This window comes from Janthinobacterium sp. SUN211, assembly GCF_030587315.1.
Lineage (GTDB): Bacteria > Pseudomonadota > Gammaproteobacteria > Burkholderiales > Burkholderiaceae_D > Janthinobacterium > Janthinobacterium kumbetense.
This window is the reverse complement of sequence record NZ_JAPWIC010000009.1, coordinates 80,428-107,258: the sequence shown is the minus strand read 5'-3', so window position 1 is coordinate 107,258 and position 26,831 is coordinate 80,428. Positions and strand designations below refer to the sequence as shown.

The 26,831-nt window shown below is 63.2% G+C and carries 27 protein-coding genes; 21 read left to right on the top strand and 6 right to left on the bottom strand.

From position 1 onward, the window contains the following. Positions 1-95: 95 nt before the first annotated feature. On the bottom strand, positions 96-950 hold the full coding sequence (gene ubiA / locus O3301_RS24675; RefSeq protein ID WP_034784859.1) for a 4-hydroxybenzoate octaprenyltransferase: 855 nt from the start codon (positions 948-950) through the stop codon (positions 96-98). A gap of 77 nt (positions 951-1,027) precedes the next feature. Next, positions 1,028-1,966, bottom strand: a complete 939-nt coding sequence (locus tag O3301_RS24670; protein ID WP_305057762.1) for a hydrogen peroxide-inducible genes activator — start codon at positions 1,964-1,966, stop codon at positions 1,028-1,030. Positions 1,967-2,100: 134 nt separating this feature from the next. Here O3301_RS24670 and O3301_RS24665 point away from each other — a divergent pair, with 134 nt between their 5' ends. The 8 genes from O3301_RS24665 (at position 2,101) to O3301_RS24630 (ending at position 12,218) form a co-directional block, all read left to right on the top strand. Next, positions 2,101-2,340 carry a DUF3717 domain-containing protein gene (locus O3301_RS24665; RefSeq protein WP_077399697.1) on the top strand — a complete coding sequence of 80 codons (240 nt, stop codon included), beginning with the start codon at positions 2,101-2,103 and terminating at the stop codon, positions 2,338-2,340. A 44-nt stretch (positions 2,341-2,384) separates the two neighbouring features. Continuing rightward, positions 2,385-2,867 (top strand): D-glycero-beta-D-manno-heptose 1-phosphate adenylyltransferase, encoded by a 483-nt coding sequence (gene rfaE2, locus O3301_RS24660; protein ID WP_289900394.1) that lies wholly within the window; start codon positions 2,385-2,387, stop codon positions 2,865-2,867. Between the two features lie 126 nt (positions 2,868-2,993). Then, positions 2,994-4,478: a hypothetical protein gene (locus tag O3301_RS24655; RefSeq protein ID WP_305057761.1), complete on the top strand. Its 1,485-nt coding sequence runs from the start codon at positions 2,994-2,996 to the stop codon at positions 4,476-4,478. Beyond that, the gene (locus tag O3301_RS24650; RefSeq protein WP_305057760.1) at positions 4,475-5,956 is read left to right on the top strand and encodes a hypothetical protein; all 1,482 of its coding nucleotides are present in this window, start codon (positions 4,475-4,477) and stop codon (positions 5,954-5,956) included. Before O3301_RS24655 ends, O3301_RS24650 begins: the two co-directional genes overlap by 4 nt. Before the next feature lie 44 nt (positions 5,957-6,000). Beyond that, complete coding sequence (locus O3301_RS24645) at positions 6,001-6,450, top strand: hypothetical protein (protein WP_289906843.1); 450 nt, start codon at positions 6,001-6,003, stop codon at positions 6,448-6,450. Between the two features lie 36 nt (positions 6,451-6,486). Continuing rightward, on the top strand, positions 6,487-10,185 hold the full coding sequence (locus tag O3301_RS24640; protein ID WP_305057759.1) for a tubulin-like doman-containing protein: 3,699 nt from the start codon (positions 6,487-6,489) through the stop codon (positions 10,183-10,185). Positions 10,186-10,218: 33 nt separating this feature from the next. Further along, positions 10,219-11,451: a hypothetical protein gene (locus tag O3301_RS24635; protein WP_305057758.1), complete on the top strand. Its 1,233-nt coding sequence runs from the start codon at positions 10,219-10,221 to the stop codon at positions 11,449-11,451. 17 nt (positions 11,452-11,468) lie between these two features. Beyond that, entirely contained in the window at positions 11,469-12,218 is a 750-nt protein-coding gene (locus O3301_RS24630; RefSeq protein WP_099665464.1) for a hypothetical protein, read from the top strand. A gap of 142 nt (positions 12,219-12,360) precedes the next feature. Here the strand turns inward: O3301_RS24630 and trmL are convergent, their stop codons facing one another. Next, positions 12,361-12,831, bottom strand: coding sequence for a tRNA (uridine(34)/cytosine(34)/5-carboxymethylaminomethyluridine(34)-2'-O)-methyltransferase TrmL (gene trmL / locus O3301_RS24625; RefSeq protein ID WP_099665463.1), 471 nt, complete (start codon positions 12,829-12,831; stop codon positions 12,361-12,363). Between the two features lie 38 nt (positions 12,832-12,869). Continuing rightward, complete coding sequence (locus O3301_RS24620) at positions 12,870-13,619, bottom strand: ComF family protein (RefSeq protein ID WP_289906849.1); 750 nt, start codon at positions 13,617-13,619, stop codon at positions 12,870-12,872. 84 nt (positions 13,620-13,703) lie between these two features. Between O3301_RS24620 and O3301_RS24615 the strand changes: the two genes are divergently transcribed. The 7 genes from O3301_RS24615 to O3301_RS24585 all read left to right on the top strand — a co-directional run bounded on the left by O3301_RS24615 (position 13,704) and on the right by O3301_RS24585 (position 19,760). Further along, complete coding sequence (locus O3301_RS24615; RefSeq protein WP_305057757.1) at positions 13,704-14,600, top strand: methyltransferase domain-containing protein; 897 nt, start codon at positions 13,704-13,706, stop codon at positions 14,598-14,600. A 465-nt stretch (positions 14,601-15,065) separates the two neighbouring features. Further along, positions 15,066-16,274: a cytochrome c oxidase subunit II gene (coxB, locus tag O3301_RS24610; RefSeq protein WP_099665461.1), complete on the top strand. Its 1,209-nt coding sequence runs from the start codon at positions 15,066-15,068 to the stop codon at positions 16,272-16,274. Positions 16,275-16,287: 13 nt separating this feature from the next. Then, positions 16,288-17,886 (top strand): cytochrome c oxidase subunit I, encoded by a 1,599-nt coding sequence (gene ctaD, locus O3301_RS24605; protein WP_099665460.1) that lies wholly within the window; start codon positions 16,288-16,290, stop codon positions 17,884-17,886. A gap of 68 nt (positions 17,887-17,954) precedes the next feature. After that, entirely contained in the window at positions 17,955-18,074 is a 120-nt protein-coding gene (locus tag O3301_RS24600; RefSeq protein ID WP_218965284.1) for a cytochrome oxidase small assembly protein, read from the top strand. Next, entirely contained in the window at positions 18,071-18,643 is a 573-nt protein-coding gene (locus tag O3301_RS24595; protein WP_099668235.1) for a cytochrome c oxidase assembly protein, read from the top strand. Before O3301_RS24600 ends, O3301_RS24595 begins: the two co-directional genes overlap by 4 nt. Positions 18,644-18,652: 9 nt before the next feature. Next, entirely contained in the window at positions 18,653-18,859 is a 207-nt protein-coding gene (locus tag O3301_RS24590) for a DUF2970 domain-containing protein (protein ID WP_077399736.1), read from the top strand. A 40-nt stretch (positions 18,860-18,899) separates the two neighbouring features. Continuing rightward, positions 18,900-19,760, top strand: coding sequence for a cytochrome c oxidase subunit 3 (locus tag O3301_RS24585; RefSeq protein ID WP_099665459.1), 861 nt, complete (start codon positions 18,900-18,902; stop codon positions 19,758-19,760). Positions 19,761-20,007: 247 nt separating this feature from the next. Here the strand turns inward: O3301_RS24585 and O3301_RS24580 are convergent, their stop codons facing one another. Further along, the gene (locus tag O3301_RS24580) at positions 20,008-20,208 is read right to left on the bottom strand and encodes a twin transmembrane helix small protein (protein ID WP_034748996.1); all 201 of its coding nucleotides are present in this window, start codon (positions 20,206-20,208) and stop codon (positions 20,008-20,010) included. Between the two features lie 36 nt (positions 20,209-20,244). Here O3301_RS24580 and O3301_RS24575 point away from each other — a divergent pair, with 36 nt between their 5' ends. Genes O3301_RS24575 through O3301_RS24550 form a run of 6 tightly spaced genes read left to right on the top strand, consistent with a single transcriptional unit; the run spans position 20,245 to position 25,407 of the window. Then, the gene (locus O3301_RS24575; RefSeq protein WP_305057756.1) at positions 20,245-21,003 is read left to right on the top strand and encodes an SURF1 family protein; all 759 of its coding nucleotides are present in this window, start codon (positions 20,245-20,247) and stop codon (positions 21,001-21,003) included. Further along, complete coding sequence (locus tag O3301_RS24570; RefSeq protein ID WP_289913636.1) at positions 20,984-21,607, top strand: cytochrome C oxidase subunit I; 624 nt, start codon at positions 20,984-20,986, stop codon at positions 21,605-21,607. The genes O3301_RS24575 and O3301_RS24570 overlap by 20 nt, the downstream gene beginning before the upstream one ends. Positions 21,608-21,625: 18 nt before the next feature. Beyond that, positions 21,626-22,795 (top strand): heme A synthase, encoded by a 1,170-nt coding sequence (locus O3301_RS24565; protein ID WP_305057821.1) that lies wholly within the window; start codon positions 21,626-21,628, stop codon positions 22,793-22,795. Continuing rightward, on the top strand, positions 22,796-23,695 hold the full coding sequence (gene cyoE, locus O3301_RS24560) for a heme o synthase (RefSeq protein ID WP_070258805.1): 900 nt from the start codon (positions 22,796-22,798) through the stop codon (positions 23,693-23,695). Then, a complete protein-coding gene (locus O3301_RS24555; protein ID WP_305057755.1) occupies positions 23,692-24,285 on the top strand; it encodes an SCO family protein in 594 nt (197 codons plus the stop codon). Before cyoE ends, O3301_RS24555 begins: the two co-directional genes overlap by 4 nt. A 42-nt stretch (positions 24,286-24,327) precedes the next feature. Continuing rightward, entirely contained in the window at positions 24,328-25,407 is a 1,080-nt protein-coding gene (locus tag O3301_RS24550) for an AI-2E family transporter (protein ID WP_099665455.1), read from the top strand. Here O3301_RS24550 and O3301_RS24545 read toward each other — a convergent pair. Next, entirely contained in the window at positions 25,404-26,744 is a 1,341-nt protein-coding gene (locus O3301_RS24545; RefSeq protein WP_099668233.1) for a hemolysin family protein, read from the bottom strand. The two genes, O3301_RS24550 and O3301_RS24545, sit on opposite strands and share 4 nt — an antisense overlap. Positions 26,745-26,831 lie beyond the last annotated feature (87 nt).

Below are 26,831 nucleotides of genomic sequence, written 5' to 3'. Positions count from 1 at the left end.
GAAGTGAAACTGCACAGTGAAATACCAGTGTAGGCAGCTGCGGCCAGGCTTGTCTTGCGCCGCCTCAAGGGCTGCCGCGGCGCAAGGGTCATTGCTTAACGGAAAGCAAAGTCCAGTACCACGCCCGCAAATACCGCCGCTCCTAGCCAGTTATTATGCCGGAATGCCGCAAAACACGGCATACGCTCGCGTGCGCGGATCAAGGTGTAGTGATAAACGGCGCAGCCGGCCGCCACCAGCAAGCCCGCGACGAACCAGTAACGCAAGCCCAGATACCAGCCGCATGCCAGCCACAGCAGCAGGAAAACGGCATAGCAGGCCATGACGATGGCCACGTCGTAGCGGCCGAAGGTGATGGCCGAGGTCTTGATGCCGATTTTCAAGTCATCGTCGCGGTCGACCATCGCGTATTCCGTATCGTAGGCCACGGCCCAGAAGACATTGCCCAGCAGCAGCAGCCAGGCGACGGCGGGCACGGCATCCGTGATGGCGGCAAAGCCCATGGGAATGCCGAAGCCGAAGGCGATGCCGAGATACGCTTGCGGAATCGCAAAGAATCGCTTGAAATAGGGATAGGTGCCGGCGATGATGACGGCGGCCACGGACAGCTGCTTGGTCAGCGCATTCAAGGGCAGGATCAGGCAAAAGGCCAGCACGGTCAGCACGCCGGCCACGGCCAGCGCTTCCTTGCCGCTGATGCGTCCGCTGGTGATGGGGCGCTCGGCCGTGCGCTTGACGAATTTGTCGATATCCTGGTCGGCGTAGTCATTGATGGCGCAGCCTGCCGAGCGCATCAGGAAAGTGCCGAGGGTAAAGATGAGCAGCAGCCGCCAGTCCGGCACGCCCTGCTGCGCCAGCCACAGCGCGCACAGGGTAGGCCACAGCAGCAATACGGTACCGATAGGCTTGTCCAGCCGTATCAGGCGGAAATACAGCGCCAGCTTGTTCATGGAAGACTCGATCTTGTTGAAGAGAAAGGTCGATTATCGCAAATAGTATGTAAATGTACTATTTTGCGCCTGGGGCGCTAGTCTTCATCCTCGCACAGCGGCGTAATGCCCGGCAAGTTGCAGCTGGCGATGGCCGCGCACAGGGCGTCGATGGCGGCCTTGCGCGTGAAACTCTTGCGCCACAGCATGACCACGCGGCGCGAGGGCACGGGGGCGGCGAAGGGCCGGTATTCGAGCATGCCGTCGGTGACGTGCATATTGGCGACGGAGGCGCGCGGCAAGACCGTCAGGCCGATGCCGCTGGCCACCATGTGGCGGATGGTTTCCAGCGAGGAACCCTCAAACGTGCGCTGCATGCCATTGCCGGGCGAGGAAAAACGCGCCATTTCGGGGCACACTTCCAGCACCTGGTCGCGGAAACAGTGGCCATTGCCCAGCAGCAGCATGGTTTCCGATTTCAAGTCTTGCGCGGCGATTTTCTCGCGCGCCGTCCATGGATGCTGGCGCGGCATGGCCACGACGAACGGTTCGTCATACAGTTCCTGCATGGCCATGCCGTGTTCGGGCAGGGGCAGGGCCATGATGGCCACGTCCAGTTCGCCCTGGCGCAGCAATTCGAGCAGGCGAACCGTGAAGTTTTCCTGCAAGATCAAGGGCATCTGCGGTACCTGGTCTATCATGGCCTTGACCAGGGGCGGCAGCAGGTAGGGGCCGATCGTGTAGATCACGCCCAGGCGCAGGGGGCCGGCCAGCGGGTCCTTGTTTTGCTTGGCGAGTTCCTTGATGGCGGCCGTCTGTTCCAGCACGCGCTCGGCTTGCGCAATGATCTGCGCGCCCAGGGGCGTGACGGAGATTTCCGCGCCGCCCCGTTCGAACAGGACCACGCCCAATTCGTCTTCGAGTTTCTTGATGGCCACTGACAGGGTGGGCTGGGCAACGAAGCAGGCTTCGGCGGCGTGGCCGAAGTGCTTCGCTCGCGCGACTGCAACGATATATTTCAGTTCAGTCAGTGTCATAGGTTGATTGAAACACAGGAAGTACTTACTTGCAATGAATGAAAGGTGGCGCAAACGTGAAACTGTGGCGCCGATGGCGTATTGTAGCGGATCGCCCCCTATAATGCGGGACCGGGCGTCGAAGGGAGATGGCGATGGAACTGCGGATGCAGGCGCTGGAAGCGGCGATCAATTACTGGCGTGCCAGGCAACCAGCGCGCGGCAACGAATATGCGCTGTCGCCGCCCGTCAGCCGCCTGGCCGGCGTGTATGCGCTGATGATTTATTACCGGCAAGATCGCATCGCCGAAGAGACCCTGGAACCGGCCGTCGTGGCCCTGATCGATGCCTGGCGCCGGGATGCCGGCGGCATCCAAGGCGATAGCCACGCCTGAGTGCGACCATGGCGTGACCCCATTTAACCCAACCAGAGATATCCATGCCTGATTTTGAAAACAAACTGTGCGGACGCGACGAATTGCGCGCCCGCGCCGCAGCCCTGCCGAAACCGGTGGTGGTGACGAACGGCGTGTTCGACATTTTGCACCGCGGCCACGTGACCTACCTGGCCCAGGCGCGCGCACTGGGCGCCTCGCTGATCGTTGCCGTGAATACCGATGCCTCGGTGAAACGCCTGGGCAAGGGCGATGACCGTCCCCTGAACAGCTGCGAAGACCGCATGGCCGTGCTGGCCGCGCTGGAAGCGGTGAGCCTGGTCGTGCCGTTCTCGGAAGACAGCGCCCTGGAAGTGGTGCAGGATATCGCGCCGGAAATCTATGCCAAGGGCGGCGACTATGACATGGCGGCCATTCCCGAAGGCCGCGCCGTGCTGGCGTATGGCGGCCAGGCCGTGGCCATCGATTTCGAGCATGACCGCTCGACCACCAAGCTGTTGACGAAAGTGCGGACGCAGCAAGGCTGAGGAAGCTCGTCAATGTTTCCATACAGATAAAAAGACGTTACTATGAGAACTGCCAGGGCTGCGACTTTGTTTCGACAGCCCCAGCACGTTACACCGTCTGAATGCATTGCTAGTCATAGAAAATAAATGGATCATAAAACTTCTGGGGATTGGCCACTGCCTTCCGGCGCCTGGCACGTGGATGACGAGGGCGCGTGGACCATGCAGCGCAGCGCGGATGGCCAGAACGTCTCGCCCTTGGTGAGCCATGCCGATATCGGCAAGCTGATGCATGCGCGGCGCCTGCCCGCAGCCGCCGGTGCGCCCGTGCGCCAGTTTCCGCCCGAATTCGCGTTCGACCCCGCCTCGGGCGCGGCCTTGCAAGTGCCGCCTGCTACCTCCGCCACGCCGCCCTGGGTGCCGCCCTACGGCGCATCTCCCGTCAGCGACGTGCCGCCAACGGGCCCGGCCGGCTTGCGCCAGGCCAGCGCGCCCCTGAAACTGGCGGACCAGCGCGCGCGCGAAGAGCATGCGCAGGCCGATGTCTCGCTGCCGATGCCGCCGCCCGGCGAATACGAATTCTTTTCCGCCCAGTTCGGCACCAGCGCGCCCGCGCTGCTGGCGCTCGACCCGCGCAAGGCCGTCTTGCACGCCTGGCTGCCCGCCTCGAAACGCTGGCTGGCGCTGGACCCCGACTATGGCAGCTTGCTGGCCGAATCGGACCTGGCCCACGGCGCCTGGCGCGCCGAGCTGGTGCCGGAGTTCAATAGCGTACTGGTCTTGCCGACCAGCCATGGCCTGGCCTGCATCCGTCCCGATGTGCCGTCGCTGACCTATGTGGTCGAGCACGTGGGCGGCGCGCCGTGCGCGGCCGCGCCCGTCTGGTTCCAGAACCGTCTGTGGGCGCCGCTGCGCGACGACGATGGCCGCCTCCGCTTCGTCAACCTTGATGCGCAACAAAAGCCGGGCAGCGACGTGCTGCTCGACGGCCTGTTTGACCTGGGCGCCGTCAGCGCGCCCGTCGCCTACAACCGCATGGCCGTGTGGCCTTGCGCCAACGGCCAGCTGCGCCTGCAATTGCAGCCGGACGGCAACGTGGCCGCCTCGTTCACCCCCTGGCCCGAAGGGCTGGTGCCGCATTTCGAATTCGGCAGCCCGTACGTGTCGCGCGACGGCGGCCTGTGGCAGCTGTGCTTCGAGCGCAGCCGCGGCACCTATGTCTACGTGAAACTGGGCGCGCAGTCCGAACGGGCCGACGCGCTGGCGCCGCGCCTGTGCTCGGGCAGCTTCAATTACCGCTTCGCCACCAAGCTGAAAACGGCGCCGTGGGAAGAGCCGGAACACGGCGACGACGGCGGCAAGAACCAGGCCGTCATGCCGCTGCTGGAATCGAGTGTGGGCAACAGCGTCTTCGGCGTGAAGTTTGCCACCAGCGCCGGCCTGTCGAGCGTGCTGCGCTCGAACGATCGCCTGGCGGCCCAGCTGGTGCAGGACGACGAATTGCGCGAAAACGTGTTCCATACCTTTGCCGTCAGCGAACCGTGGCGCGTGCGCCTGTTTGTGCATGAAGGTACGCTGTGGGCTTACCACCCGCTGCTGTCGCGTATCGATGGCTGGGCCTTGCAGGCATGAAAGCGCGCGTCCTGATCGCGGCCGGCGCCGCCTTCCTCGCCTTCGCCAGCGCCAGCGCCAGCGTGCAGGCCGCCGGCATCCAGCAAGCGTTCCTCGTGCAGAATTCGGGCTGGATGGAGCCGTTTTACACGGATGAACACTCGCAGCTGAAAGCCCTGGTGGGCGCCGTGGCGCAGGCTGCCACAAACCCGTCCGATAAAGTGTATACCCTGGCCTTCAGCCAGAGCAGCGGCGCGCACGTGTCGCCGTCGCTGCTGGGACAAGGGCAGGGCGGCGCCGGCGTGGCGGGCCAGCTGGCCAGCCTGGGCCTGGCGCGCAAGGGCGCCGGCGGCGCGCTGGCCGACACGGATTTCCAGGAAGCCGTGACAAAAACCATCACGGGGCCGTTCCAGTCCGCGTCCGGCATCGTGTGGATCTTTACCAATAACAAGAACAGCCCGAACAACGATAGCCAGACGGCCGAGCGCAACCGCGACTTTTACCGCCTGCTGCACCTGGAACCGTCGATCACCAAGACGGTGGTGTTTCCGCTGCGCATGCCCGTGCAGGGCAAGCTGTACAGCGCCAAGGGCTTGATGGTGTATGCGCTCGCGTATGGCCAGCCTGCATCCGAGGCCTTGAACCGCATCCTGGCCGAAGGGCGGCTGTCGCAAGTGCTGACGCGTCCGCCCGCGCGATTGAAACCGGTGGACCAGGATGCCGTGCGCATCGTGCCGCAATCCGTCAAGAACAGCGCCAACGTGCACGCCAGCCTGGGCCGCGACGGGCGCACCATCGTGCTCGACGTCGATGCGGCGAACCTGGTGCCGCAAGTGGTGCTGCAGGCCTCCCTGCAAAACATGTTTTTCCCGTACGTGATCGACAGCGCCAGGGTGCACGCCAGCCTGGCCGGGCAGAACGCGCCCTTGCACGTTGCGCCAGATCAAATCCGCCAGTTGCAGCCGGGCGCCAGCCAGTCCGTGCAAGTGCAGTTCGCGCTGCCGATGGCGCAGATCCCGTCGCCGTGGTCGGCGCAGGCGATCGCCGCCATGGGCAAGCAGGTGCTGCTGCCGATGCAGGCGCAGGTGGGCCTGTCGGAACAGCGGCTGGCGCTGGCGTCCAGCTTCGGCAAGGATTTGCAGGAACTGTTCCCTGGCGACCCGATTTCCGGCATGTTTACGCCGCCCGACAGCGTGCGCGCGTCGCGGGCGACGATACCGCTGCTGGTGCGCATACAGTATCCGCTGCTGCCCGTGCTGGTGATCCTCGGCGGCGTGCTGGCGCTCGTGCTGGGCTTGCTGGCGCTGGGCCTGGTCGGCATGCGCGCCACGCGCTACAAGGTGATGGCCGACGGCGTGCAGCGGCAAGTGTTATTAAAACCATTTAAAAGCGTGCAGATCCGCGACGATGACGGCCGCGACATTGGCGAACTCAAGCGTGGCTTGGGCAAGCCGGCCGTCGTGCGCGTGGCCGAAGGCCATGCCTTGACCCTGGCCTGAACACAGATTCCTTAAAAATTCCTTCCATTCAATAGAGGCATACCATGGCGCAAGACACTCCGAAAGACAACGCAGGTTTCACCTTGCCGGCCCCGGTAACGGCCCCGGCGTCGGCGCCGCCCGCCGCGGACGCCGCCGCTGCGGCCAGCGCCGCCACCGCAACGACCGAAGCTGCGCCCGCGTTTGACGCTGCCGGCACGACCGATACCTCGTCGCGCGACACCCTGGTCGGCGGCGTGGTGCTGTTGCTGCTGTTCATCGCCTTTTTCTTTGCCAAGAATGCCTATGCGAATGGCCTGGTGGCCAAGCGCGTGCCGCCGAACAAGGCCAATGCCTCGGGCTGGTGGCTGTTCATCTTCCTGGCCAGCCTGGCGACGGGCGTCGTGCTGGCTGCCGTGAATGCGCATAAATTCCTTGCGCCACTGTTCATGGGCCCGCTGGTGCTGGTGGGCCTCGTTGCACTCTTGTTGACCTTTACTTCCAGCCGCCGCTAAGAACACGCCGTTGCACGCATCATCGAAGGAATCACCATGGCAGAGAACCTGAACCAAACCATCACCGGCGGCGCCAGCGAGCGCAAGCAGGACAAGATCATCGAACTGCGCCCGACCCTGTTCATCGGCATCGGCGGCACGGGCATGCAAGTGCTGATGCGCGTGCGCCGGCGCATCCTCAATACCCTGTGGGGCGGCGCGGGCAACCGCACGCGCATCGAGGGCTTGGCGGACTTTCCCATCGCGCAATTCATCCATTTCGACCTCGACAATGGCGCCGTGATCGAAAGCGGCGAGTCGCAGGCGAAGGACTTGCAGTTCGACCAGGTGAAGTTCACGGATGACGACAAGGTGGTCGAATCGTTCGACATGGACAAGTACAGCCGTGATGAAGATTCTCTGGAGAAATATCCCCACATCAAGGAATGGCTGCCGCTGACGCCGCAGCGCATCCGCGAATTGCGCTTCGACATGAGCAGCGGCGCCGGCCAGATCCGCGCCGTGTCGCGCCTGTATTTCTTCGACAAGTACGCGAAGATCCGCGACAAGATCCGTCTGAAATTGAAAGCCTTGAAGGCGGGCTTGTCGCACGAGCGCCAGCTGGCCGAACTGGGTCTGCGCATGGAAACGAACCGTTTCCGCATCGTCATCGTCGGCTCCGTCGCAGGCGGCACGGGTTCCGGTTCCTTCCTGGACATGGGCTTGCTGGCGCGCTGGCTGGCGCGCAGCGAAGTGGGCGCGGCCGACGTGGAGCTGATGCTGTTCTTGCCGACCGGCTACACCAAGGCCAACAAGGACCGGGTCGAAGCCAACGGCTACGCGGCGCTGATGGAGCTGGAATCGGCGATGATGGGCAACAAGGGCTATGTGGGCCGCTGGGATGCGTATGACCGTCCGGAACTGACGCGCGAGCCGTACAGCGAGGTTTACCTGATCGATTCGGGCAACCTTGCCCAGCAGCACACCAAGGATGTCAGCGACGTCTACCACATGGTGGCCGATTCGCTGTTCGAGGATTTCGCCTCGGCCGACTTCGCGCGCGCCAAGCGTTCGATCGCCGTCAACCAGGCGCAGCACAAGAATTCGCTGTACAACGCGCCCGTGCCGCAAGACCGCTTCGGCGACATGCGCCTGTATTTCTCGAAACGCTTTTCCTCGTTCGGCATGGCCGTGCTCGATACGCGCCAGGAAGCGGCGCGCGACGAGCGGGCCCACCGCTGGGCCGGCGCCATGCTGCAAGCGTTCTTTGGCGTGGGCGGCACGGATGCGGGCGCCAACCGGGCCACGGATACGCAACGCGATAATTTCCTCGCCGCCAATATGTTCCTGAAGGGCACGCCGTTCAGCGATTTCCCCGAGTTTTCCGACAAGAGCATCGAACTGAAGCGCTCCAGCGGCGACTTCATCGATTTCCGCGTCGTCGACGAATTGCTGGAAGACCGCCACGGCCACTTGCTGGCCGGCGTGGAAAACCGCGTCAACACGCGCATCAACGATATCCGCACGGGTTTCGACCGCAGCGAATGGCCGGCGCAGGTGCGCGACGCCATGAAGCATTTGGAACGCGACGCCGTGCGCGACCAGGATTCCACGGCCGACACGACGGAAGACCGCATCAGCAAGCGGCGCCGCGAAGTGCTGGAAGACGTCAAGAAAGTCGTGCGCGACCAGCTGTATGGCTATCTTGATAATAAAGAATTCGGCGGCCTGGAATACGTGCTGTCGCTGGTGGAACAGATCAAGGACCGCATCGAGGCGCCGGGCAGCGGCTTGACGGCGCAGATCGGCAACAATGCCGAGCGTTACCGCGAAATCAAGGAAGCCGTGCGCTCGCGCGAATACGAGCGCCTGTTGAACAACCTGGAACAGACGCGCAGCACCTTCGGCTTCCTCAGCAATGGCGAAAAGCAGGCGGGCGTGGTGATGGACCATTTACGCACGGAAATGGCGAATGCGCTGAAATTCCATTTACGGGCCAAGGCGGCGGACGAGTCCGTCCTCCTGCTGGGCGAGCTGTCGCGCTGGCTGGGCAACCGGGTCGGCGTCGATGCGCAAGGCCGCGCCCAGTGGAATGGCCTGGTGGGCGAGCTGCAATCGGGCCGCGAAGGCGTGCTGGCCATGCTGACGGAGTTGAAAACGGCCAATACCATCCTGCAAAAGGACCTGGACAAGGAACACGCGACCCTGATCGTCATTCCCGTCACGGAAAAAGACATCGCGCTGCCGTCGGCGGCCACCTTGCGCCAGTGGGCCGATGAAGCGTTCAAGGACATGGGCGGCTCGAAAGCGCTGTTCCCCATGTTGGGCGAACCGGCGCAACGGGCCTTGATCCTGGCCAAGGTCACGCGCATGGCGGAAAACATGATCGCTACTGCCGGCCTGGCGGAAGGGGCGACGAGCACGCCCGACCCGTTGTTCGAGGCGCTGGAACAGATGGATGTGTCCGAACGCCTGGACCGCTTCCGCAAGCTGCTGGCCTGCTCCATGCCGTGGATCGACGCCAATATGGCGGGCGACTTCACGGTCGTGTCGGACCAGTTCAAGTGCGTGATCGGCGTGGCCAATGCGGCCGCCTTCAAGGCGAAGTTCGGCGCCGAGCTCGAATCGTGCGTGCCGACCCAGGTGGGCATCACGGTGAGCCAGCTGGAAATCGTCGAAACGGGCATCCGCGGGCGCGCCGTCTGCTATTGCGAACTGGCCGGCGTGCCGATGACGGTGCTGCGCGGCCTGGAAGGCTGGCGCACCAGCTACCGCAAGGAAGGCGACAACGACAAGGCGCCGACCCACACGCATATTGATCCAACGCAATTCACGCACCCGATCGCGCCGAACACGGACGAGATGAAGCGCCTGGCGGAAGACTTCGGCGAATTCCTGCAAGCGATCATGCTGGGCGTGCTGACGCGCCACACGGGCAGAGTCGTGCCGCCGGGCCAGTACCAGTTTGCCGTCGAGCCGGGCGACTTGCGCCGCATCGGCAACGAACGGGCCATCCGCCAGAACGGCATGCCCGCCTCGTACGAGAAAAATATCGCCCTGCGCATCGAAGAAAAATTGACGGCGCTTGATGCCGTGCAGACGGCGGCCATGGCGGCGCTGGCAAAATACTATGAACGGGGCGTGTATGCGCCCAAGCTGGTGGCGCAAGCCGATGGCTCGCAGCTGCCCTACATCGGCTTTGGCAGCGCCATTTCCGCCGAAGTGGGCACGCGCCTGCGCGAGTCGGCACGCCGCAAGGGCATGGCCAGCGACGAGCTCGACCGCACGGTGCAAGCCTTGCTGGGCCGGCTGAAGGAGTGGGCCAACGTCATCGGCGATTCCGACGGCGATGCCTACGACTGGGAAGTGCGCGAACCGGAAGCGGACGGCCAGCCGCGCCTGAAGTATGCAATCAAGCCGGAAATGCTGGAAGCGGGGCGCCTGGAGCAATTGCTGCGTCCGGCCGGCGCGGCGCCTGCGCCGGCGTCGGCCGCGTTCGGCATGGCGCCGCCAACGCTGGGCGGCATGCCGCCGCCGCTGGTGGAATACCAGTACTTCCTGGGCATCAACGGCCAGCAGCAGGGACCGTTCACGGCCCAGCAGATCGTGCAGTACGTGCAGGCGGGACAGGTTGTGCCAGCCACCACCAAGGTGTGGCGCGCCGGTTTGCCGGCCTGGGCCGACCTGGCCCAGTTCCCCGAACTGGCGCCCTTGTTCCTCGGCGCGCCGCCACCGTTGATGCCGCCGCCCTTGTGAACGCTGGAATGACGTTGGAATGAAGGATTAGTTTTGGATATCTGCAACAAATGCAAGACGGGCCTGTGGACCGTTGTCAGCCATTGCCCGTACTGCGGTCACGCCATGGCGGACGCTGCCAAGCCAGCCGCGGCCGTGCCGCCGCCGCTGCCCGTCCCTGCGCCTGCGCCGGTAGCGCCGCCACCTGCGCCCAAGCCGCCGCCCGTGCCGGTGACGCCTGCGCCTGCGCCGAAAGCGCCGCCGAAGCCGGCGCCAGTACCGCCAGCCAAGCCGGCGCCGCCGCAAGCGGCGCCGAAGCCCGTGCCCGCGCCTGTGCTTCCACCGGCGCCTGCCCCGGCAACACCGGTGCCGCCGCCACCGCCGCGCAAGTGGCTGCGCTGGCTGGGCGTCGCTGCCGTGCTGGCGGCCGTCATCGTCTACATGAATGGCAAGCCGGGCGGCAAGAATGAATCGGCTTGCAACGACGCCATCGACAGCGGCTTGAAGCTGGTGGCAAATGGCAGCCTGGATGGCGCCCGGCAAAAGCTGGCGACGGCGAAGAATGTGTGCACGGGCAAGTCCAGCGCCAAGGCGGACGATTTGCAGGCGGCGATCGGCAAGGCCGGCGCCGCATCGGGCAGTTGCCAGCGGGGCGTGCGCGCCATCGAACGCCATATTGATGGCCATCAATTGCAAAGCGCGGCCAGGGGCATCGCCGCGCTCGACGCCGATTGCGCGGGCGCTGCCAGCGTGGATTCCCTGCGCAAGCAGCTGGCGCGCCAGCAAGCGGCAGCCGCGTCCGTGCTGGTGGGCGTGCGCCAGGCGCTGGACGGCAAGGATGCGACGGCGGCCGGCAATGGCATCGCCAGGCTGGAAGCCATCGACCGCGAAGCGGCGGAATTGCCGCAGTTGAGGGCTGATGTGCAGGCGCTGTCGGCGCCCGCGTCCGTCGCTGCACCGGTCCCGGCGCCGGTGGAAACGGCACCGGCCCGCGTCGTGCCCACGGAACCGGCGCCCGCGCGCGCGGTCGAACGATCAGCGGTGGCCGAGCGCCGCCCGCAGGAAACGACGCCCGTCGACAGCGGCGCGGCCATGCGCGGCGAGATGGCGCAAGCGTTCTTGCGCGATGCCGAGCGTTCTTTGCTGGAAGGTAAGTTCGATGCGGCCAAGACGTATCTGGAAAGCGCGCGCCGCGTCGATCCGGGCAATGCGCGCATCGACAATCTGTCGCGCCGCATCCGCGAGCGCGAACGGCAAGTGCTGCAGACGGAAACAACGATCAATTAGTCATCTGGAGAGTCACCATGCTGAATCACACCACCTTGCGGACGGCCGCTGCGCTGACCATCGCGGCCATGCTGGCCGGCTGCGCCACGGCGCCGATGAATCCGAACGGCGTGCGGCAGGACAGTTCCTATCCGCAAGGTGGCGCCCAAGCGGCCACGGATGAGGACCCGTGCAGCGTGGGCGCGACGGCCGCGGCCGGCGCGGCCGTGGGGGCATTGCTGGGTGCGCTGGCGGGCGGCAAGAATGGCGCGCTGAAAGGGGCCGCCATCGGCGGCGGCCTGGCGGCGGCCGGTTGCCTGGCCATCAATGTCAATTCGCGCCAGACCAAGACGGCGGCGCAGGCGGACCGCGACTACATCCGCACGCGCGGCGCGCTGCCGCGCGAGCCGCAAGTGGTGTCGTACACGCCGCAACTGAGCGCGTCGACCGTCAAGCGCGGCCAGCCGTTCAAGGTCAATTCCGTGGTGGAGCTGGTCAATGGCAGCGCGCAAAGCGTCAACGACGTGCGCGAAGAGCTGGTGGTGCTCGATCCGCAAGGTCAGCCGTTCAAGTCCGGTTCGAAAGCCTTGGCCAGCAGCAACAAGTCGGGCGGGCGCTTTGAAAACTCGTTCGAGCTGACCTTGCCGGCCGGCGTGTCGCAAGGCGTGTATGGCGTCAAGACGAATCTGTACGTGAACGGCAAGCTGGCCGCCACGCGCGACCTGCGCACGCAGCTGGTGATGCTGGACGACAATAGCGGCGCGGCGCAGCAATTGGCGCAGCGGTAAAGGGAGATTGCAGGAGTCTCAACATCTCATCCAGTCGTAGCGAGCGGCGATGATTTGTGGCCGAGAAGCGCAGCGCTACTTTAGTAGCGCGAGCATCGTCGGCCGCAAAGTGCGCCGCGCAGTAGACTGGGTGAGGTGTCAGCTACGCGCCGCCGGCGTATCCGTGCTGGCGCCACGCTTCATACACGACGACGGCCACCGTATTCGACAGATTCAAGCTGCGGTTGTCTGGGCGCATCGGCAGGCGGATGCGTTGCTCGGCCGGAAAGCCGTCGCGCAGGGCCGGGTCCAGGCCTTTTGTTTCCGAACCGAACACGAACACGTCGCCCGGCAGGAAGGCCACGTCGCCGAACGGGCGCGAGCCGCGCGTCGTCATGGCGAACATGCGGGCCGGGTCGGGCTGGGTGTCGGCCAGGAACGCTGCCCAGTTCTTGTGCACCTTCATGTTGGCGTAATCGTGGTAATCGAGGCCGGCGCGCTTCATCTTGGAATCGTCGAGCGGAAAGCCCAGCGGTTCGACCAGGTGCAGCTGCGCGCCCGTGTTCGCGCACAGGCGGATGACGTTGCCCGTATTGGGCGGGATTTCAGGTTCTACCAAAACAACGTGAAACAAAATGCTCTCCTCATATATATAGCGAATCTGATGCGGTTCTAGTGCGGCGGCGTGCGCGCCACGACCAGGATGCTGACCCTGGCCGCCCCTGCGCTCTTGCAGGCGGTGGCCAGCGCGTGGACGGTATGGCCGCTGCTCATCACGTCGTCGACGATGCCCACATGGCATCCTTGCAACAAGGCCCCATGTTCGGGCGCGATGGCAAACGCGTGCGCCAGGTTGGCTTGCCGTTCCTGCGGCGCTACGCCGCTTTGCGCCCGGGTTTCGCGCACGCGCAGCGCCAGGCGCGGCTGTAAAGGTACGTCCAGCAGGCGCGCCAGCGGACGGGCAACTTCCAGCGCCTGGTTAAAACCCCGTTCGGCCAGCCGGGCCGGGCCCAGCGGCACGGGACACAGCAGCTGCGGCGCTTCCCACGCTTGTTGTTGCTGAATGGCAACATACAACAGTTCTGCCAACAGGGGCGCCAGCGCCAGGCGCGCGCCGAATTTCAGCTGCAGCAGCAACTGGTCGACGGGCGCCGCATAGTCAAACGCCGCGACGGTGGCGTCATACGCGGGCCGCTGGCGCAAACAGCGTCCGCACAGCAGCGCCGCATCGTCGAGCGGATTGGCGCACTGGCGGCAGCGGGGGCGCCCTTGCGTCAGATATTGGGCGCGGCAGGGCGAACACAGCACTTCCGGGCAGCCCATGCCGCACAGCGCGCATTGCGCCGGCAGCACCGTGGCGCCCAGCCACAGGCGCAGCGCCTGCCAGGCGGCGTCAAGGCGGTGCCGGGTGGCGGTCCGCATCGCGATGGCGTCGTTCCATGTACACTGCCGACATTATCTCACCTCACCCGATTCAACATGCCAGTTCCCACCAGTCCGCCCAAAATGAGTGCGCCCATCGATGCGGTGCAAGTACGCGATTTCTTTTCCCGTCCGGCGCGCGTCGCGCCGTCGGACTTCCTGCGCCGCGAAGTGTCGGCACGCATGCACGAGCGCCTGGAGCTGGTGAAAATCACGCCGCACCGTGTGCTCGACGCGGGCTGCGGCCCCGGCGCGGATTTGGCGCAGTTGCAAAAGGATTATCCCGCAGCGCAGATTATCGGTCTCGATGCAGCGCAAGCGATGATGCAGGCGGCGCGCACGCCCGCGTCGAAACTGGCCAGTCTGAACCAGTTCCTCAGCAAACTCTTGCCGGCCAAGGCGGGCGTGGATTTATTGTGCGGCGACCTGGGCGACCTGCCGCTGGCGCAGGGCAGCATCGACCTCGTGTGGTCCAACCTGGCGCTGCACTGGCATGCCCAGCCCGACCGCGTGTTTGCCGAATGGCGGCGCGCGCTGCGCCTCGATGGCTTGCTGATGTTTTCCTGTTTCGGCCCCGACACCTTCCGCGAAGTGCGCGACGCCTTCGCCGAAGCGGATCTCTATCCGCACGCCTTGCCCTTCGTCGACATGCACGACTTTGGCGACATGCTCGTCGAGACGGGCTTTTCCACGCCCGTGCTGGACATGGAAATCATCACCGTCACCTACGACACGGCGGAAAAACTGCTGGCGGACGTGCGCGCCTTCGGCGGCAATCCGCTGACCACGCGCCGGCGCGGCCTGATGGGCAAGGCGGCCTGGCAGCGCATGCTGGACGCGCTGGAAAAGAGGCGCCGTTCCGATGGCAAGCTGGGCCTGAGTTTCGAGGTGATCTATGGCCACGCCTTCCGTCCCGCACCGCGCGTGACGCGCAACGGCGAAGCCATCATCCGCTTTGATTTACCGCGCAAGCCTAAATAAAAGCATAAAGAAACCGACACTTGGTCGCCATCCGCGCATGGATGTTGCAGCAACCGTTGCAAAGCGCGCGGCGGCCGGGAGAAGGGCGCGCACAAAGCCGATTATTGCTTGATGGATTCAAGTTTACTTGATTATAATCGTTGATTGTTTGTCAGCTTGTTAAGTAGAAAAAACAAGGGCTGCATACAAAATAAAAAAAACAAAGCAAGACTAATTCGAAGTTACTGCATTAGTATAGTAACCATCTTCCACACGAGGCCATTTCAGTGTGGGGAAGAAAAACAGGGTTCCAGCATGGTTGCGCGCCGCCGTTTTTGCTGCCGCAGCCAGCATGGAATTCGCTGGTGCTTGACGCACATGGCCGCATTCCGGCCGTGTTGCTTTCATGGAGGAGCGGCAGCGGTCCAGTACGGAGAAGTCCGCAGCCGTTTAAAATATCATTATTTTTGGGTGGTTGGGGAAAACATGACACATGCAAAGCGACTTCAATCGTTGCTGCTCGGGCTGTCTTTGACAGCGTTTGGCATCGGGCGATGGGCCACGGCGGCACCGGCTGCCAGCACCTATCCCGGCACCGGCGGTCCCGTGCCGTTCGAAATGAATCTGCAACCGCCGGCGACACAGATCGCCCATGAAATCTACGATTTGCACACCCTGATGATGATCATCTGCCTGGTGATCTTCGTGGCCGTGTTCGGCGTCATGTTTTATTCCATCTTCAAGCACCGCAAGTCCCTGGGCCACAAACCGGCCACTTTCCACGAAAGCACCACCGTCGAGATCGCCTGGACCGTCGTGCCTTTCCTGATCGTCATCGGCATGGCCCTGCCTGCCACGCGCACCGTCGTCGGCATGAAGGACACGTCGAACGCCGACATCACCATCAAGGCCACCGGCATGCAGTGGAAATGGGGCTATGACTACCTGAAAGGCGAGGGCGAAGGCATTTCCTTCCTTTCCAACCTGGCCACGCCGCGTTCGCAAGTGGGTGCGCCGGGCGCGCCGCCGACGGAAAAACGGGGCGAAAACTACCTGATCGAAGTCGACAATGAAGTCGTCGTGCCGGTCAACAAGAAGATCCGCGTGGTGCTGACGGCCAACGACGTCATCCACGCCTGGTCCGTGCCCGCCTTTGGCGTGAAACAGGATGCGATTCCCGGTTTCGTGCGCGACACCTGGTTCAAGGCTGACCATATCGGCACCTTCCGCGGCAATTGCGCCGAACTGTGCGGCAAGGAACATGCATTCATGCCCATCGTCGTCAAGGTCGTCTCGGCAGATGATTACAAGGCCTGGGTTGATGTAAAACAAAAGGAAATGGCCGCATTGGCTGATGATCCAAGCAAGGTGTGGACCATCGACGAATTGAAGGTCAAGGGCGAGAAAGTGTATGCGGCCAACTGCGTGGTCTGCCACCAGGCGACAGGCAAGGGCGTACCCGGTGCGTTTGCACCGCTGGATGGCTCGGCCGTGGTGAACGGTCCGAAAGCGGATCAGATCCACGTCTTGCTGAACGGGCAAAAGAGCGGCAAGTATCCCGCTGAAATGCCAGCATGGAAACAGCTGTCCGACACGGAAATTGCCGCAGTGATCACTTACACGCGCAATACCTGGTCGAACAAGGCCGCAGAGAACATCGTTCAACCAGCCGAAGTCGTGGCTGCACGCAAGTAATTAGGAGCCGCAGATGAGTACTAGCACGAGCACGAGTACCTTGGACCACGCCGATCACGACCATGCCCACGATCACCCGACCGGCTACCGCCGCTGGCTGTTTGCCACCAACCACAAGGATATCGGTACCTTGTACCTGTGGTTTTCGTTCATCATGCTGCTGTCGGGCGGCGTGCTGGCCCTGATGATCCGTACGGAACTGTTTCACCCAGGCTTGCAATTTTTCCACCCAGAATTTTTTAATCAACTGACCACCATGCACGGCCTGGTGATGGTGTTTGGCGCCATCATGCCGGCCTTCGTCGGCTACGCCAACTGGATGATCCCGCTGCAAGTGGGAGCATCCGACATGGCGTTTGCCCGCATGAACAACTTCTCGTTCTGGCTGCTGCCACCGGCTGCGCTGCTGCTGGCCACGTCCTTCCTCGTGCCGGGCGGCGCCACCGCCGCCGGCTGGACCCTGTATGCGCCGCTGTCGACGCAGATGGGCCCTGGCATGGACATGGCCATTTTTGCCATGCATCTGATGGGCGCCTCGTCCATCATGGGTTCGATCAACATCATCGTTACCATCCTGAACATGCGCGCCCCTGGCATGACCCTGATGAAAATGCCGATGTTCTGCTGGACCTGGCTGATTACCGCGTATCTGTTGATCGCCGTCATGCCGGTGCTGGCTGGCGCCATTACCATGACCCTGACGGACCGCCATTTCGGCACGTCCTTCTTTAACGCGGCAGGCGGCGGCGATCCCGTCATGTACCAGCACATCTTCTGGTTCTTCGGCCATCCCGAGGTCTACATCATGATTCTGCCGGCTTTCGGCATCGTCTCGCAGATCCTGCCCGCGTTTGCCCGCAAGCCCCTGTTCGGCTACGCGTCGATGGTGTACGCCACGGCTTCCATCGCGATCCTGTCCTTCATCGTCTGGGCGCACCACATGTTTACTACCGGCATGCCGGTGACGAGCCAGCTGTTCTTCATGTACGCGACCATGCTGATCGCCGTGCCGACGGGCGTGAAAGTGTTCAACTGGATCGCCACGATGTGGAAGGGTTCCATGACGTTCGAGACGCCGATGCTGTTTTCGGTGGGCTTCATCTTCGTGTTTACCATGGGCGGCTTCACGGGCCTGATCCTGGCCGTGACGCCGATCGACATCCAGCTGCAGGATACCTATTATGTGGTGGCGCATTTCCACTACGTGCTGGTGGCCGGTTCGCTGTTTGCCCTGTTCGCCGGCTTCTACTACTGGTCGCCGAAATGGACGGGCCATATGTACAACGAGACGCGCGGCAAGATCCACTTCTGGCTGTCGCTGATCACGTTCAACGTGACCTTCTTCCCGATGCACTTCCTGGGCCTGGCCGGCATGCCGCGCCGCTACGCCGACTATCCGGCGCAGTTCACCGACTTCAACATGATCGCCTCGATCGGCGGCTTCGGTTTTGGCCTGATGCAGGTGTACTTCCTGTTCTTCGTTGTCTTGCCGACCATCCGCGGCGGCAAGGCTGCGCCAGCGAAACCATGGGAAGGCGCGGAAGGCCTGGAATGGACCGTGCCGAGCCCGGCGCCTTTCCACACGTTTGAAACGCCGCCTACCGTCAAGTAGTCATCCGCAAGTAATGCCAGTGTCACGGGCCGGCGCCGCTGCCGGCCCCTTTGAATAGAGTGCCTGCCATGACCGAAGTGAAAACTGAGCGCAAGAAACCGAACAACCTGCGTACGGGACTGATACTGGGGGCCCTGGCGGCCTTCTTCTTCCTGTCCGTCTTCGCCAAGCGGCTGTGGCTGTCGTGACGACGCCCCACCAACAGGAAACACGCGGCCTGAACCGCAAGATGCTGGGCAAGCTGCTCGTCATTGCCGTGCTGATGTTTGGCTTCGGCTATGCCCTGATTCCCGTCTACAAGCAGATTTGCGAAGTGATGGGCATCAACGTGCTGACGCAAAAAGATGGCACGGTGGCGTACGACAACAATACGCAAGTCGACACGACGCGCAGCATCACCGTCGAGTTCGATGGCAATGCGCAGGGGCCATGGCGCTTCCGCCCGACCGTGTCGAGCATGCAAGTGCATCCGGGCGAGCTGGTGACCGTCATGTATGAAGTGGTCAACACGCAAGACCGCGTCGTCAATGCGCAAGCCATCCCCAGTTACGCGCCGCAGAGCGCCACGCCGCATTTCAAGAAGGTCGAGTGCTTCTGCTTCAAGCAGCAGACCTTGAAGCCGAAGGAAGCGCGGCAGATGCCGGTGGTGTTCTTCCTCGATCCGGCCCTGCCGAAAGAGGTCAAGACCATCACCCTGTCGTACACGTTTTTCGAGATTGCCGGTCTGAGCCAGGCTCAGACGCCGGCCGTCCAATAGGAGAGTGCCATGGGCGAATCCGCCAAACCGGAAAAAGCGTCGTTCCTGTATTCGCTGCGGGCCGTCGTGTGGTCATTCACGGGTCTGCGCCGCAAGAGCGATTTCGACACGGATTCGGCCAAGCTCAATCCCGTGCACATCGTCATCGCCGGCTTCCTGGTGGTGGCTTGCCTGATCGGCATCTTGATTTCAATTGTTAAATTCGTCGTTTTATAAATTATAAAAAACCACCCTATAAGTTTTTGAGGAGATGATGATGAGTTCCAACCACGCCGCCGTACCCTATTATTTCGTGCCCGGCCCGTCGCGCTGGCCCATGCTGGGCGGCGCCAGCCTGCTGCTGACCATGATCGGCGCCTCGGCCTGGGTCAACGACGTCTCCTGGGGCCCGTACGTGAATTACCTGGGCATCGCCGGCATCCTGCTGGTGCTGTATTTCTGGTTCGGCGACGCCATCAGCGAATCGGAGCAGGGCTTGTACAGCGAGCGCATCGATCACTCCTTCCGCTGGAGCATGAGCTGGTTCATCTTTTCGGAAGTCATGTTCTTCGCCGCCTTCTTCGGCGCCCTGTTCTATGCGCGCAGTATTTCCATGCCATGGTTGGCCGACCTCGACCACAAGGTGATCTGGCCTGATTTCGCCGCCCACTGGGGCAATACGGGCCCGGCCGGCACGGTGCAGGAATTCACCACCATGACGCCGTTCTGGATTCCAACCATCAATACGGCCTTGCTGCTGACGTCGGGTGTCACCCTGACCATCTCGCACCACGCGCTGCGCGCCGGCCACCGCGCCATGACGGCCCTGTTCCTGTTTGCCACCATCGTGCTGGGCGCCATCTTCATGGGCTTCCAGGTGTATGAATACATCCACGCTTACAGCGAACTGAACTTGAAATTGACGTCGGGCATCTACGGCGCCACCTTCTTCATGCTGACGGGTTTCCACGGCTTCCACGTGACCCTGGGCGCCATCATGCTGTCCGTCATCCTGTACCGCGTGCTGAAAGGCCACTTCACGCCCGAGCACCACTTCGGCTTCGAAGGTGCCGCCTGGTACTGGCACTTTGTCGACGTCGTCTGGCTGGGCCTGTACGTGGTCGTGTATTGGTTATAATGGCGGGGCAGGGCGCGCGTGGTTGTTAGGCGCGCCGGCACCATAAAAAAAGCCGTACCGGGACATCCTGGGTACGGCTTTTTTCTTAGTGTGAAGAATTTGCCAATCAGGCAAGAAAAGACTTACAACGCCTAACAAAACCGTAGCGAGCGGAAGGAAGTTGTGGTCGAGAAGCGCAACTGTACGAAGGTACAGTGAGCATCGCAGGCCGTAAATTACGACGCGCAGTAGGTTTTGATAGGCGTTCTTAATGTATGCCCGTCGGCTGGATGTAGCCGAGCTTGTGCGCCAGCAGGATCAGCAAAAACAGGGTGATCGACAAGCCCACGCGCAGAGCCAGCGCCTGCACGGTGCGGTTGCTCTTGCCCTTGTCGCGCATGAGGAAGAACAGGGCCGAGCCCAGGCTGCCCAGGATCAGGATGAAGGCAATGGCAACGAGGATTTTCATGGATGGTAGCGCCAGGCTTGAGGAGGTTTCATTGTAATGCGTATCCGCTTCCATTTTAGATGGATTCCATTTGTTGTAATGCTGCTACTGGTGGCGCTGGGCGTATCCCTGGCGCAATGGCAGCAGCGCCGTGGCGATGAGAAAGTCGCCCGCGCCGCCCGCCTGGAAGCGGGCAACGTGGCCGCGCCGCTGTCCTTGACGGCCGCGCCCCTGTTGCCGGTCGACGCGCAAGCGATCGAATACCGCAGGGTCACCGTCACGGGCCATTTTCTTCCCGCCTGGACGGTGTACCTGGACAACCGCCCCTATAAGGGGCAAGCGGGCTTTCACGTGCTCACGCCGTTCCAGATCGACGGTTCCCCCATGCACGTGCTGGTGGCACAGGGCTGGTTGCCGCGCAACAATGCCGAGCGCACGCGCATCCCCGACTACGCCACGCCCACGGGCACCGTCACCATTTCCGGCATCGCGCGCCTGAATGCGGGCCATGTGATGGAGCTGGGCACGGCGCCGGCCCTGGCGCCGCACGCCATCGTGCAAAATGCCGATATCGCCCAGCTGGCGCAAGCCAGCGGCCTGGCCTTGCAACCTTTTATCCTTGAACAAACAGCTGATCCAGTCGATTCGGCAGCCACGACGCCAGCGTCCAGCCAGCTTCCCGTGCGCGACTGGCCGGCGCCGGACCTGGGCGCCGACAAGCACCGCGGCTATGCATTCCAGTGGTATGCACTGGCACTGATGGCTTTTCTATTTTTTGTCTTTACAGGATTTCGACGTGCAAACAAACAGCCCTGACGCAACGCAAGACAGCAGCAATAAGCAGGTACAAGGACGGTGGAAACTGCTGGCTGTGGTGGCCGTATGCGCCTTTCCCATCATCGCTTCGTATTTCACGTATTACATCATCAAGCCCACGGGCCGCAACAACTACGGCGCCCTGATCGACCCCCGTCTGTACCCGATACCGGAAGCCCAGCTGCAGGTGGCGGAACTGGACGGCAAGGCCGCGCCGCTGGCCCAGTTCAAGGGCAAGTGGGTACTGTTGCAAACGGGACCGTCCGATTGCCAGGAAACATGCAAGAAGCAATTGTTTGACATGCAACAACTGCGCCTCATGCAGGGCAAGGAGCGCGAACGCCTGGAACGGGTCTGGCTGGTGACGGATGCGCAGCCGCTCGACACCCTCGTGATGCGCGAATTCGACGGCACCAGCATGCTGCGCGTCAATAGCGACGCCCTGAAAGCCTGGTTGCCCGTGGAAGCTGGCGGCAAGACGAGCGACCATCTGTATTTGATCGATCCGCTGGGCAATCTGATGATGCGCTTCCCGAAGGACGCGGATCCGAACAAGATCAAGAAAGACATCGCCAAGCTGCTCAAAGCTTCGGCGATCGGTTGAGGGGAACGCATGCCGACGATGCATCTCTCCGCGCTGGCCCAGCTGGGCTTGACTGGTCTGCTGGTGGCGCTGCTGCCGCTGACCATGGTCTGGGTGTCCGCGGACGCCAACAAGTACCGCAAGCTCGTATGGATCGCCGTCTTCCTGACGGTCGACCTGATCATGTTTGGCGGTTTTACGCGCCTGTCCGATTCCGGCCTGGGCTGCCCTGACTGGCCTGGATGTTATGGTTCTGCCAATCCTTTCCTCGCGCACGAGCACATCGTGGCGGCCGAGACCCTGATGCCGACGGGCCCCGTGACGGTGGTCAAGGCGTGGATCGAAATGACGCACCGCTACCTGGCCATGGCCATTGGCGTCTTGATCGTGGCGATGATGGTGCAGGCGTGGCGCCAGTGGAAGAAAAGCAAGCGGCAGGAATTCGCTCCCGCGCTGCCGACGGCCCTGTTCCTGTTCGTCTGCCTGCAGGGCGCGTTCGGCGCCTGGACCGTCACCCTGAAGCTGCAACCGGTGATCGTCACCATCCACTTGCTGCTGGGCATGGGCTTGCTGGCCATGCTGACGTGGCTGGGCGGACGCCAGGACCATGCCGTGGCGCCTATCAAGCGGGCCGATGCGGATGCTGCTGTGCTGCGCCCCGTGCGCGCGCTGGCCGTCATGTCGCTCGTGCTGCTCACCGTGCAGATCGCGCTGGGCGGCTGGGTGAGCACCAACTACGCCACCCTGGCTTGCACGGATTTCCCCCTGTGCGGCGGCAAGGTGATTCCGGAGATGGATTTCGAGCATGGTTTCCATTTGTGGCGCGAGCTGGGCAAGACGGCCGCCGGCCATTACCTGCCGTTTTCTGCGCTGACGGCCATCCACTGGGTGCACCGCAATTTCGCCTTCATCGTGCTGGCCGGCATCGGCTATACCGTGTTTCGCGCGTGGAAACTGCCGTCCTTGCGCGGCACGGCCCGCTGGGTGGCGCTGGTGCTGGCCCTGCAGGCGGCCACGGGCCTGGCGACCATCTACCTGAGCTGGCCGCTGTCGATTGCCGTCATGCATAACGGCGGGGCGGCGCTGCTCGTGTTATTGCTGACCATGTTAAACTACAAGGCTAAATTCCAACTCGATGTAGCGCGGACACCTGCTTCCGCCGCCGCGCCAGTGCCCTCGGCACCAGCCAGTCCTTCCCGTACCGCATAAATGACTACTCAGACCATCAGCCGTAAACCCTCCCCCCGCATCGCCCAGTATTGGGCGCTGACCAAGCCCCGCGTGACGCAGCTGGCCGTGTTTTGCGCCGTCATCGGCATGTTCCTGGCCAGCGAAGAGTTGCCCGACTGGCACGCGGTGGTGTTCGGCACCATCGGCATCTGGCTGCTGGCGGGCGCCGCGTTTGCCGTCAATTGCCTGGCCGAGCGCGAAATCGACGCGCGCATGGCCCGCACGGCGCGCCGCCCCATGGCCATGGGCGACATCACGGTGAAACAGACGGTCGTGTTCGCGCTGGTGATCGGTGGCCTGGGCATGGCGATCCTGTACCACCTCGTCAATCCGCTGACCATGTGGCTGACTTTTGTCACCTTTGTCGGCTATGCCTTGATCTATACCATGGTGCTCAAACCCGCCACGCCGCAAAATATCGTCATCGGCGGCCTGTCCGGCGCCATGCCGCCCGCGCTGGGCTGGGCGGCCGTTGCCAACGACGTGCCGATGCAGGCGTGGCTGCTGGTCCTGATCATTTTTGTCTGGACGCCGCCGCACTTCTGGGCGCTGGCCATGTACCGCCGCGACGATTACGCGCGCTCGGGCTTGCCCATGCTGCCCGTCACGCACGGCTTGAAGTTCACGCAATTTCACGTCTGGCTGTACTCGATCGCGCTGGCCGCCACCACCTTGCTGCCGTATGCCGTGCGCATGAGCGGCCTGATCTACCTGGCTTCGGCCGTGGTGCTCAACGCCGGCTTCCTGTATTACGCGTGGAAGATGTACCGCCACTACACGGACTTGATCGCGCGCAAGGCCTTTACGTTTTCCATCATCTACCTGGCCTTGCTGTTCGCGGCTTTGCTGGTCGACCACTACATTCCCCTCGGAACATGAAAAAAATCCTGACACTGTTGCTGGCGGCCGCCCTGGTCGCCGTCCTGGCCGGCTGCGGCAAGCCGGCCGCGCCCAAGCTGGCCTTCAAGAACACGGACGTGACGGGCCTCGGCTATGCGCGCGAGTTCGTGCTGACGGACCACACGGGCCACCCGCGCACCCTGGCCGACTACAAGGGCAAGCTGGTGCTGATGTTCTTCGGCTACACGCAGTGTCCCGACGTGTGCCCCACCACCATGGCCGACATGGCCCAGGTGATGCAGGAAATGGGGCCGCAGGCGGAGCAGGTGCAAGTGCTGTTCGTCACCGTCGACCCCGAGCGCGACACGCAGCAATTGCTGGCGCAGTACGTGCCCGCCTTCGACAAGCGTTTCGTCGGCCTGTATGGCGATGCGGCCGCGACGGCCAAGGTGGCCAAGGAATTCAAGGTGTATTACGCCAAGGTCGAGGGCGAGACGGACGAAAGCTACACGGTCGACCACACGGCTGGCACCTATGTCTTCGACCGCGAAGGCAAGATCCGCCTGTTCGTGCGCCACGGCGAAAAGCCGGCCGCCATCGCGCACGATCTTAAACTTCTGCTATCCTGACCTGGTCGCGCCCCCGGGCGCCATCTTCAGGATACGCAGTACATGGATAAACGTTTCGAGCCCCACGCCCGTCTGGCAGCCATCATCTTTTTGTTGATCGGCTGCTTTTTCGTCTTGCGGCCCTTCCTCGCCGCCATGCTGTTTGCCGCCTGCGTGGGCATTTCCAGCTGGCCCCTGTATCTGCTCCTGCTCGAACGCCTGAAAGGCCGGCGCAACTGGGCCGCCGCCATCATGACCCTGTCCCTGATCCTGGTCATCGTGCTGCCGCTGGCCCTCGTCACCTACAACCTGGCCGACAATGTGTCGCGCATCTATGAACAGCTGCGCGCGGCGCTGGAATCGGGCGGCCTGCATCCGCCGGCCTGGCTGGCCAGCATACCCGTGGTGGGCGAAACCATCGACGGCTATGTGCAGCGCCTGCTGGCTGACCGCGAGGAATTATTGAATTTGGGTAAGACCATGCTGGAACCGGCGCGCCACTTCCTCGCTTCCGGCGGCATCCTGCTGGGCACAGGCCTGGCGCAGACCAGCCTGGCCGTGTTCGTCAGCTTCTTCCTCTACCGCGACGGCCAGCAGCTGAGCCGCGCCCTGATGACGGGCGCAGGCCGCATCATCGGCGACAGCGCGCCCGGCGTGGGCCTGACCATCAGCCGCACCGTGCGCGGCGTCATGTACGGCTTGCTGGGCACGGCGCTGGCGCAAGCGCTGGTGGCGGTGGTGGGTTTTTTGATCGCCGGCGTGCCGGCCGTGGCGCTGCTGGGCGTGGCCACCTTCATCTTTTCGCTGATCCCCGTGGGCCCGCCCCTGATCTGGGGCGGCGCCGCCATCTGGCTGTTTACCGACGGGCAGACGGGCTGGGGCATCTTCATGCTGGTGTGGGGCGCGCTGCTGATCAGCGGCGTGGACAACGTGGTCAAACCCATGCTGATCAGCCGCGGCAGCAGCTTGCCCTTCCTGCTGGTGCTGCTGGGCGTGCTGGGCGGCGTGCTGGCCTTCGGCTTCGTCGGCATCTTTATCGGCCCGACCCTGCTGGCGGTACTGTACAGCTTGCTGCAAACGTGGACGGTGGGCGAAACCACCGTGCCGCAGGGTAAAGACACGCTTACCTTGAAAAAAGATTAATCGCGCAAGTCCGCATCGAGGTCGCGTTCCTGTTTCGGGATCACCTTGATCAGCACGATGCGGGGCCCGTTCATCTTCTTGACGACGATGTCGAAGTCGACGAAGGTGATGCGCTGGCCCTGCTTGGGAATATCTCCCAGCTTGACCATGATCAAGCCGCCCACCGATTCCACGTCGTCCAGCCCCAGTTCCTCGTTTTCGATATCGATGCCGAGGATGCGTTCGAGCGAAAAGATGGGCAGGCTGGCCTTGCCGATCAGGGTGCCGTCGCTTTGCTTGAGCCAGTCGTTTTCATTGCGGCGGAATTCATCGCGGATTTCGCCGACCATGGCGCCGAGCAAGTTATCCAGCGTGATGAAACCCAGCGGGCGCTTGCCCTTCTCGCCGATCAGGGCGAAGTGGGGCGCGCCGTCGCGGAAGCGCCGGAACAGTTCCAGCGCCGGCGTGCGCGCGGAAATGACGTCGACGGGACGCAGGAAGGGCGTGAGCGAGGTGATCGGCTTGCCCGCCTGCTGGGCAAAGAACAGGTCCTTCAGGTGCACCACGCCCAGCACGTCGTCTTCATTCGTGTCGAAATACGGGTAGCGGCTGAAGCGGTTGCGCAGCACCGTGTCGAGGTTTTCTTCCAGCGTGTTGGAAGCGTGCAGGGCGATCACTTCATTGATCGGGCGCATCAGGTCCGACACCGTCATTTGTTCGAAATCAAGCGATTGCGCCAGGATGTTGCGCTCGTCGCGCGTAAATTTCTCGCCCGGCTGGCTGGTGCGCAGGATCAGTTTCAGTTCTTCGGACGAATAATGGGCGTCGTGGCCGCCCTTGCCGGACAGGCCCGCCAGGCGCAGCACCCAGTTGGCGCTGGCGTTGAGCAGGTAGATGGCCGGGTACATGGTCCAGTAGAAGCCGTACAGGGGAATCGCGCTCCACAGGCCGACGGCTTCCGGGTTGCGGATGGCCATCGATTTGGGCGCCAGTTCGCCTACGACGATGTGCAGGAAGGAAATCACGCTGAAGGCGACGACGAAGGACACGCCGTGGATCAGCTCTTGCGACGTGACGCCGATGGCGCCGAACAGGGGCTCGAGCAAGCCGGCGAAGGCCGGTTCGCCGACCCAGCCCAGGCCCAGCGACGCGAGGGTGATGCCCAGCTGGCAGGCGGACAGGTAGGCGTCCAGCTGGCCATGCACCTTGGCCAGGATGCGGCCCCGCAGCCCCTGTGTCTTGGCGATGGCGCGGATGCGCGTGCGCCGCAAGGTGACGATGCCAAACTCGGCGGCAACAAAAAAACCGTTCAGCGCGACCAGGAAGAGGGCGAGCAGGACTAGCAAGACATTGTGCATGGGGGCGCTGAAGATGGGCTGTAAAAACGACATCTTAAACGACGAAGGGCGCCATAGCCTAATTTAGCCGCGCTCGCCGCCCGTGCA